Origin of the sequence: Saccharopolyspora sp. NPDC002686 (genome assembly GCF_040295745.1) — a bacterium.
Classification (GTDB): Bacteria; Actinomycetota; Actinomycetes; order Mycobacteriales; family Pseudonocardiaceae; genus Saccharopolyspora; species Saccharopolyspora oryzae.
This window is the reverse complement of record NZ_JBEOVY010000051.1, coordinates 21,613-29,928: the sequence shown is the minus strand read 5'-3', so window position 1 is coordinate 29,928 and position 8,316 is coordinate 21,613. Positions and strand designations below refer to the sequence as shown.

General features: G+C 69.7%; 7 protein-coding genes. 4 read left to right on the top strand and 3 right to left on the bottom strand.

Annotated features, from left to right (window positions below):
- Positions 1 to 360: 360 nt before the first annotated feature.
- Genes ABTZ89_RS09790 through ABTZ89_RS09780 form a run of 3 tightly spaced genes read right to left on the bottom strand, consistent with a single transcriptional unit; the run spans position 361 to position 2,825 of the window.
- Positions 361 to 1,188 carry a carbon-nitrogen hydrolase family protein gene (locus ABTZ89_RS09790; RefSeq protein ID WP_351042370.1) on the bottom strand — a complete coding sequence of 276 codons (828 nt, stop codon included), beginning with the start codon at positions 1,186 to 1,188 and terminating at the stop codon, positions 361 to 363.
- A gap of 9 nt (positions 1,189 to 1,197) precedes the next feature.
- Complete coding sequence (locus tag ABTZ89_RS09785) at positions 1,198 to 2,637, bottom strand: sodium:solute symporter family protein (RefSeq protein ID WP_270948309.1); 1,440 nt, start codon at positions 2,635 to 2,637, stop codon at positions 1,198 to 1,200.
- Positions 2,634 to 2,825: a hypothetical protein gene (locus ABTZ89_RS09780; RefSeq protein WP_270948308.1), complete on the bottom strand. Its 192-nt coding sequence runs from the start codon at positions 2,823 to 2,825 to the stop codon at positions 2,634 to 2,636. Before ABTZ89_RS09780 ends, ABTZ89_RS09785 begins: the two co-directional genes overlap by 4 nt.
- Before the next feature lie 687 nt (positions 2,826 to 3,512).
- On the opposite strand from ABTZ89_RS09780, the gene ABTZ89_RS09775 reads away from it, so the two are divergent.
- Genes ABTZ89_RS09775 through ABTZ89_RS09760 form a run of 4 tightly spaced genes read left to right on the top strand, consistent with a single transcriptional unit; the run spans position 3,513 to position 8,259 of the window.
- A complete protein-coding gene (locus ABTZ89_RS09775) occupies positions 3,513 to 4,385 on the top strand; it encodes a MurR/RpiR family transcriptional regulator (protein ID WP_270948307.1) in 873 nt (290 codons plus the stop codon).
- Between the two features lie 36 nt (positions 4,386 to 4,421).
- Positions 4,422 to 5,309 carry an NAD(P)-dependent oxidoreductase gene (locus ABTZ89_RS09770; protein WP_351042365.1) on the top strand — a complete coding sequence of 296 codons (888 nt, stop codon included), beginning with the start codon at positions 4,422 to 4,424 and terminating at the stop codon, positions 5,307 to 5,309.
- Positions 5,306 to 6,847 (top strand): aldehyde dehydrogenase family protein, encoded by a 1,542-nt coding sequence (locus ABTZ89_RS09765; RefSeq protein WP_351042363.1) that lies wholly within the window; start codon positions 5,306 to 5,308, stop codon positions 6,845 to 6,847. The genes ABTZ89_RS09770 and ABTZ89_RS09765 overlap by 4 nt, the downstream gene beginning before the upstream one ends.
- An 8-nt stretch (positions 6,848 to 6,855) precedes the next feature.
- A complete protein-coding gene (locus ABTZ89_RS09760; RefSeq protein WP_351042360.1) occupies positions 6,856 to 8,259 on the top strand; it encodes a DUF3100 domain-containing protein in 1,404 nt (467 codons plus the stop codon).
- Positions 8,260 to 8,316: the final 57 nt, after the last annotated feature.

The following is an 8,316-nucleotide window of genomic DNA, read 5'->3' as shown; positions in this document are numbered from 1 at the left end:
TCGTGTTCCCGGCGGCGCTGTTTTCCGTCTGGGGGTGGCGCGCCCCCGCCCCCCCCCCACCACCCTCAGCCGCGCGGGGCACTGGGGAAACCCGCAGCGCGGCCAGGGAGATTCCGGGCATGTGTCATCGCGACCGGGGAAGTGTTCACCGGGTAGTTGGTGCTCCGCTGCGGCGGCCAGCACCTCCGCGAGCTCCGGTGGGACCGGGAGCCCGGCCTCGCCGAAGCCCAGGTGCGCGATCCGCTCTCCCGCGGCTCGTTCGGCCTGCAGTCGCTAGTTGACGGCGAGCGTTGCCGAATGGGCAACCGCGGTCGATCTCGGTCTCTCGTGCCGGCGATCCAGTATCGCCGGTTCAACCGCTCACGCCTGCGCGATCGGTCCGTACAGGTCTGGTCGGCGGTCCCGGTAGCGGGTCTGGAAGAGCCTGGTGCGCACCAGCAGGTCGGCGTCCAGCTCGGCACGGGCGGTGCCCGGCTGGTCGTCCAGCGCGGCGGGCAGTGTGCCGTCCGGGGCGCCGATCGCGCTGGTCCCGCAGAACGGCAGCTCTCCTTGCGCACCACACCGATTCGCCGCGACGACGTAGCACTGGTTCTCGTACGCACGCGTCGCGGTGAGCCCGTGGTAGAGCGTCGGGTTCGGCAGCGTCGGCGCCTGGTAGCTGACCGCGATCACTTCGGCGCCGCGCAGCGCCAGCACCCGGGCTGCCTCGGGGAACGAGTTGTCCGCGCACACCAGCACCCCGATCCGGCCGAGCTCGGTGTCGAACGGGGTGAGCTCACCACCGGGTTCGAAGTAGCTCTTCTCCAGCCTGGGCAGGTGGATCTTGCGGTGGAATTCGGTGCTGGCATCGGGCCGGATCAGCACCGCGGTATTGGCGATCACGCCGGTCAGCGTCGCGTGCCGCTCTGCGAACCCGACCACGACGTGGGTCCCGGTGGACACCGCGGCGTCCCGGATGGCCTGGGTGAACTCGCCGCCGAAGTGTTCGGCAGCGTGGTAGTAGTCGGCCAGGTCGTCGGATTCGGCGCTGACCGGGTAACCGATGTTGGCCAGCTCCGGCAGCACGATCAGCTCCGCGCCCGCCGCGGCTTCCTCCTGCACCCGCTTGGCGAACCGCTCGGCGTTGCCGGTGGGGTCCAGGTAGCCGATCTCCTCCTGCACCGCGGCGGCGGTGAACTTCGCTCGCATCTGTTCCTCCTAGGCCGGAACCTGTTCGGCGGCTCGACGTGGCGCCGGGGTCAGCAGGCTGACGCCCGCGGTCACCGCCAAGTTGAGCACCATCGCGACCAACCCGGTGTTCAGTCCGAACAGGACGCTGTGGCCGGCGCTGATCAGGCCGAAGGCGAACCCTTCGCCGACCAGGATGCCTGCGACCACGCCCGCCTTGGACACCCGAGGCCAGATCAGCGACAGCAGGACCGCCGGGAAGAACTGGCTGACGCCTGCGTACGCGGTCAGCAGCAGACTGCTCAACGCTGCGGTCGAGGTCAGCGCGAAGCCGAGCGCGATCAGCATCACCAGCAGCACCAGTGCGCGCGAGACCCGCAGCACGGTGCGCGGGTCGGCGTTCGGGCGCAGCAGGCCCTGGTAGACGTTGCGCGACAACAGGGTCGCCGAGCCGAGCACCAAGGCGCTGGCCGGCACCATCGCGGCGAGCGCCCCAGCACCGGCGATGAATCCGACCAGCCAGTCCGGGCTGGACACCAGCACCAGCTTCATCAGCGCCAGGTTGCTCTCCGCGCCTTTCAAGCCGGGCACGACCATCAGCGCGGTCAGCCCGGCGAAGAACACCAGCAGCAGCGCCAGCTGGTAGAACGGCAGGAACGTGGCGTTGCGCCGGATGCTGCGCTCGCTGTTGGCGGTGAACGTCGCCTGGAAGAGTTGCGGGTACATGTAGAAGCCGAGGCTGGACATGATCACGGTGGAGATGAACCAGCTGACGTCCATGCTCGAGGTGGCACCTGGCAACGCCATGTGGCCCGGGTGCGCGGCGTTGACCGCGTCCAGCAGTCCGGAGAACGAACCGAAGTACTGCAGCGGGATCACCACGCCGACCACGATCACCGCGGCGATGATGAGCACGTCTTTGAGCGCGCTGGTCCAGGCGGTGGAGCGGATACCGGCGACGAACACGAAGACCGCGACGAACACGAAGGCGACCAGCAGGCTCACCGCGCGCGGGATGCCGGTGACCGTGGTGACGATGTCTCCGAGCCCGACCAGCTGGATCACGGTGTAGGGCACCACGAACACCACGCCGATGACCGCGACCAGCGCGCCCAGCCCGCGGCTTTGGAAGCGGTGTGCGAAGTAGTCGCCCTGGGTGAGCAGGCCGTGCTTCTTCGCGTAGCGCCACAGCGGTGGCAGCAGGAAGAACGACACGATGTAGGCCATCGGGCCGTAGGCCAGGATGAACAGCGACGGCCCGCCCTGGGCGTAGGCCTGGCCCGGAGCGCCGAGGAAGGTGAAGGTGGTGAACGCTTCGCCGGCCATCAGGACCCAGAGCAGCAGGGGCCCCATGCTGCGCCCGGCCACCGTCCACTGCTCCAGGTCCATCTTCTTGCGGCCGCGGGCGGCGAAGCCCAGCGCGATGCCGCTTCCAGCGATCAGCGTGGCGATGACGGCGGCGGTGCTCACTCGTGTCCCTCGCCTTCACCCAGCGCTCGGTCGGCCAGCCACAGGAACAGCGGGGTCACCAGCACGCACGCGGACAGCCACAGTGCGAGCAGTGGCAGCCCCAGAACCACGCGGTCGCTGTTGAACAACGGCACGCCGACCACCATGGCCGCGTACGGGATGAACCCGAGGATGAGAGCTTTGCGCAACGGGGCCCTCCTCTGTCGAAGTTCGTCGCACGGGACCGCGCGACGCAAGGATATTTGCACAAGATGATGGCTATGCCAATGAGGTTGCTCAGCGTTTACGGGTGGAGAAGCGCCCGACGCCTGGCTGCCCGTCTCGTGCCGACAAGGCGTTAACAGGAACTTTTCTCCCGCTCGCAACCCAAAATCGGTCAAATGGCGAAGGGTGTGGGAACCCACCCTTCGCCGGTCGACAGCACGCAAGGAGATTTGCACAAGTCCACGCGGCGAATGATGGGCGGGCGGACGAGACACGGAGGCGATGTGATCAGCGAAGCCTGGGGAGCTCATCGGTAACCTGCCTGGCCAGTTCCATGCGTCGGGATCGAGGGAATGAGCCAGGTGCGGGCGAAGGTGTGAATCCCTTTGCGTGTCAACATGTTTCGTCCGGTTTGAGGGTGTCGCGCCGGTCGTGTGACTTCTGGGAATTCACGGCGGTGTCGCGGCCAATGGGCGGGCCAGTCGATGCGGCATCTCGGGGTCGTGCACGGCCTGCCGCGTCCGGTCCCCGCTCGGTCGAGCTCTCGGGTGGGTGCCGGGCATCGCGAAGTGCGTCGGAGGCATCGAGGGCTTTCTGCAATCAGAATTGCGATGTACATTGTTGCAATCGCGCTTGCAGAGCGCTCCGCCTCGCATCCGGGAGCAGGGCTCGTGTCCACAGCACAGAACGACGAGATCTTCACCGACGCCCAGTGGTTGGGTGACGTCTTGCCCGACGTGCCGCTGTCCAAGGCTCAGTCGCGCGTGGTCGACGTGATCGCCCGCAATCCGCAACTGGCGTCCTACGCGGACATCGCCGAGATCGCACAGCGGGCCGACGTCAACAACTCCACCGTGGTCCGCGCCGCGCAGACGCTGGGCTACCGGGGCTGGCCGGACCTGCAGCGCGAGCTGCGGGCCCGCTACCTGGTGCTGATCTCCTCCGAGGACACGCTCGTCGAGCACGGCGAGCACCGGAGCCCGCTGCACGACGCCCTGACGCACGACATCGACAACCTGCGCCAGGCGCTGGACACCAACACCGCCGCCGACGCCGAGGCCGCCATCGCGGCGCTGGCCGCGGCCAGATCGATCCTCGTGGTCGGCGTCGGCTCCTTCGCCGGTCCGGCCAGCGTCATGGCCCACCTCGGTTCCACCATGGGCTACCCGATCTCCCTGGAGAACCGGGCCGGGGTGCACCTGGCCACCGCCATCAACGGCCTGGGACCGGGCGACGTCCTGGTGGTCATCAACATGTGGCGGTCCATGAAGCAGCTCATCGCCACCACCGAGGCGGCTCGCGCTGCAGGCGCGACGATCATCGCGATCACCGACATGCGCCGAGGACGGCTGGCCACCACCGTGGCCGACCACCTGCTGATCGTGCCGTCGGAAGGCATTTCCTTCTTCCAGTCCGTCACCGCGGCCACCTCGGTGGTCTACGGGTTGCTCGCCGGGATGCAAGCGGCCCAACCGGAACGCAGCCGCGCCGCCATCCGCCGCACCCAGCAGCTGTGGAAGGACCTCGACATCTACCTCGACTAGGACGAATCGCCAACGTCCTCGCGAACAGGAGCTCTGATGGACAAGCAAATCGCCGTCGTCGGCCTGGGGTCGATGGGCGGTGCCATGGCCTCCGCCCTGCAGCGGTCAGGCTGGCAGGTGTCCGGGTTCGACCCCTCGCCTGACGCGCGTTCCGCCGCGGGGAGTGGCGGCATCCGCACCGTGGACGAGGTCGGGCTGCTGGCGGGAACGCCCTACGTCGTCCTCTCGCTGCCTTCGGCCCGCGTGGTCGAGGCGACGGTTCCCCGCCTGCTGGAGAGCGCGGGCACCCTCGCGATCGTCGACACGACGACGTCGGAGCCGAACACCAGCGTCGAACTCGCCGCCCTCGCCGCCGAACGGGGCGCGGCCTTCGTGGACGCACCCGTTTCGGGTGGGCGGGACGGCGCTGCGACGGGCCGGTTGACCGCGTTCGTCGGGGCCACCGCAGAAGCCCTCGACGCGGCCCGGCCCGTGCTGGAGGCCCTGACCGGCGGCCAGTACCAGCACCTCGGCGGTCCCGGCTCCGGCAACGTGGTCAAGCTGCTCAACAACGTCCTGGCCGCGGCCAACCTGGTGTCCGTCGGTGAGGCCCTCGCCGTCGCGAAGGCCTACGGCGTGGACCCCGCCGTCGCTGCGGCGGGGATCAGCGGAGCTTCCGGCGGCAGCAAGGTCTCCGCCGCGATGTACCCGGACTGGGTGCTCTCCGGCACTCACGACTCCGGTTTCTCCCTGGGGTTGATGGCCCGGGACGCCGCGCTGGCCATCGAGATCGCCGGCCGGCGCGGCGAGCGGCCAGGTCTGCTGGCCGAGGCGAGCCAGCGCTGGCAGGACGCCCTCGCCCGCCTGGGCCCCAGCGCCGACTTCACCGAGATCGCGCGAACCGTCGCTCCCTCCCTCACCCGCGAAGGATCCCCTGACGCATGAGCACGCCCCCGACGACTTCTTCGGCCGCCACTGCACGCCAGGCCTTGGACGCCGCTTTCCCGCAAGGCCTCGGGGCTTTCGCCGACGGTGCCGTCGTCACCGGCGGTGGCGAGCGCATCACCCTCACCTCCGCTGCCACCGGCGAGGACTACGCCGACTTCAACGACCTCGGCCGGGAGGGCACCGACGCCGTCTTGGCCAGCGCGGTCCGCGGGGCCGCGAAGTGGGCTGCGACGGACGCCTTCGAGCGGGCGGCGATCCTGCGCGAGGTCTCCCGCGCCGTCTCCGAGCACGCCGAGGAACTGGCCGTGCTGGAGTCCGCCACCACTGGAAAACCGATCCGGGACACCCGCGTCGAGGCAGCCAAGGTTGCCGAGATGTTCGGCTACTACGCGGGGTGGGCGGACAAGCTGATGGGCCGGACCATCCCGGTCCCCGGCAACTGGCACACCTACACCGAACGCGTCCCCTGGGGCGTCGTCGTGGCCATCACCCCGTGGAACGCGCCGCTGTTCACGGCCGGTTGGAACTCAGCCGCCCCGCTGGCCGCAGGCAACGCCGTCGTCGTCAAACCCAGCGAATTCACCCCGGCCTCCACCGTCAGGCTGGCCCAGGTGGCGCACCGGGCCGGTCTGCCGGAAGGCGTCTTCAACGTCGCCGTCGGCCTCGGGAGCACCGTCGGCGCCGCGCTCACCAGCGATCCTCGCGTCGGGAAGGTCTCGTTCATCGGCTCGGTGGCCACCGGCCGTCGGGTGGCGGTCTCGGCGGCCCAGGCCGGTGTCCCGACCGTTCTCGAACTCGGCGGCAAGAGCGCCAACATCGTCTTCGCCGACGCGGACCTGGACCGCGCGGCCGACGGTGCCATCGCGGCCGTGTTCTCCGGCGCCGGGCAGTCCTGCGTGGCAGGCTCGCGGCTGCTGGTGCAGCGCAGCGTCCACGCCGAGTTCGTCGAACGCGTTGCGGCGCGGGCGGCGCGATTGCGCCTCGGCGATCCGCTCGACCCCGGCACCGAGGTCGGCCCGATCATCACGGCACCGCAGTTCGCCACCGTGACCTCCCTGATCGAGGCGGGGCTGCAGGACGGCGGCCGCCGGGTCACCGGCGCGGAGTTGCCCGCCGCGCTGACGGGCACGCCGCTGGCGGCCGGCCACTGGGTCGTGCCCACCTTGCTCGACGGGGTCACGCCCGCCAACCGGTTGGAGACCAGCGAGGTGTTCGGCCCGGTGGTCGGCGCCGACGCGTTCGACACCGAGGCGGAAGCGATCGACCGGGCCAACGGCACGAACTTCGGCCTGGCGGGCGCGGTGTGGACCGGCGACGTGTCCCGCGCCCACCACGTGGCGCGCTCGGTCAAGGCCGGAACGTTCTGGATCAACTCCTACAAGACGATCCACGTCGCCGTCCCCTTCGGCGGTTTCGGCGACTCCGGCCACGGCCGTTCCTCCGGGCCGGGTGTGCTCGACGAGTACACCCAGACCAAGGCCGTCTGGGTGCCCACCCGCGCCGCGGGCGCACCGTTCCCGTCGCTGAGCTACTAGGAGGCGCAATGGGAATGATCCAGAAGGAAGACCAGCCGGAACCCCTCGCAGGAAGCAGCAGCCAGATGACCACTCCCGCCGCTCCGGCCGGGACCGGAACGAAGCAAACGCTGCCGATCGCCGCCCTGGCGCTGGTCATCGCGCTGGTCGTCCAGTTCGTCGGCCAGGTCGAGATCGACCTGGGCATCGGGTCCGTCATCATCTTCCCGATGGTGTGGGGGCTGGTCCTCGGCCTGCTGGTGTCGGTGCAGAGGTTCAAGCCGCTCGGCCTGGATCTGCAGAAGGCGGCCTCGGCCCTGGTCGGCGTGGCGGTGATGCTGCTGGTGGCCCGGCTCGCCTTCAACATCGGCCCGAGCCTGCCGACCCTGGTCAAAGCGGGGCCCGCCCTGCTGCTGCAGGAGGTCGGACACCTGCTCGGGACGGTCGCCCTCGCCCTGCCGCTGGCCGTGCTGCTGCGCATGGGCAAGGCCACGGTCGGCGCCACGTTCTCCCTGGACCGAGAGCCGTCGTTCGCGATGGTCTCGGAGAAGTACGGGCCGGACTCGGACCAGTACCGCGGTGTGCTGGCGATGTACGTGTTCGGCACGCTCTTCGGCGCGGTGTTCATCACGCTGCTGACGTCGCTGGTGGCGAACTGGCGGATCTTCGATCCGCTGGCGCTGGCCATGGGCGCGGGCGTCGGGTCCGGCTCGATGATGGCGGCGTCCATGGCGAGCATCGTGGACGCGTACCCGGCGGACGAAGAGGCCGTCCTGGGCATGGCCGCCGTGTCGAACCTGATCACCACGATCCTCGGCGTGTACGTCGGGATCTACCTCGCGCTGCCGCTGGCCGACCGGTTCTACCGGTTGCTCACCGGAGGCCGGGACACCGCCGCTCCGGGATCGAGCGCGCCGGCGGCTTCCGCCGGTGCCGGGGCGGACGAGGTGTCGGACAACCGCGCGTTCCGGGAGCAGGTCGCGGCGGCTTCCGCCCAGGTCACGCTGCCGCTGTGGCTGTCGCTCGCGGTGCTGACGGTGCTGGGCATCGGCACCGCTTCGATCGCGGCCGGTGCCTTGAGCTGGAAGGTCGTCGGCGGGTACGCGGTGCTGCTGGCCCTGGTCCTGTTCGGGCTCCTGCTGGCGAAGGTGTCCCGGAAGATCTCGGCGATCGTGTGGATCACGACGGTGGGCGCCTACATCTCGAGCCCCTGGTTCCCCGGCGCGGAGGTGCTGAACCCGCTGGTGAAATCGGTGGACTTCCTCTCGATCGCCACCATCATGCTGACCCTGGCGGGGCTGTCGCTGGGCAAGGACATCCCGCTGCTGCGGCGGATCGGCTGGAAGATCATCCCGGTCGGCCTGGTCGCGATCACGGCGTCGTTCCTCCTGTCGACCGTGATCGCCGAGTTCGCCCTGGGTTTGTGGGGCTGAGCAGTCCGCCAGGGTCGTACTCTGAACGCAGCGAGGCAGCACAGAACAGCAGGTCAC

What these genes read in the sequence shown, in the direction of transcription:
- ABTZ89_RS09790 (WP_351042370.1), bottom strand. Translation starts at nt 1,188, where the DNA reads ATGCGAGCGAAGTTCACCGCCGCCGCGGTGCAGGAGGAGATCGGCTAC.
- ABTZ89_RS09770 (WP_351042365.1), top strand. Translation starts at nt 4,422, where the DNA reads ATGGACAAGCAAATCGCCGTCGTCGGCCTGGGGTCGATGGGCGGTGCC.
- ABTZ89_RS09765 (WP_351042363.1), top strand. Translation starts at nt 5,306, where the DNA reads ATGAGCACGCCCCCGACGACTTCTTCGGCCGCCACTGCACGCCAGGCC.
- ABTZ89_RS09760 (WP_351042360.1), top strand. Translation starts at nt 6,856, where the DNA reads ATGGGAATGATCCAGAAGGAAGACCAGCCGGAACCCCTCGCAGGAAGC.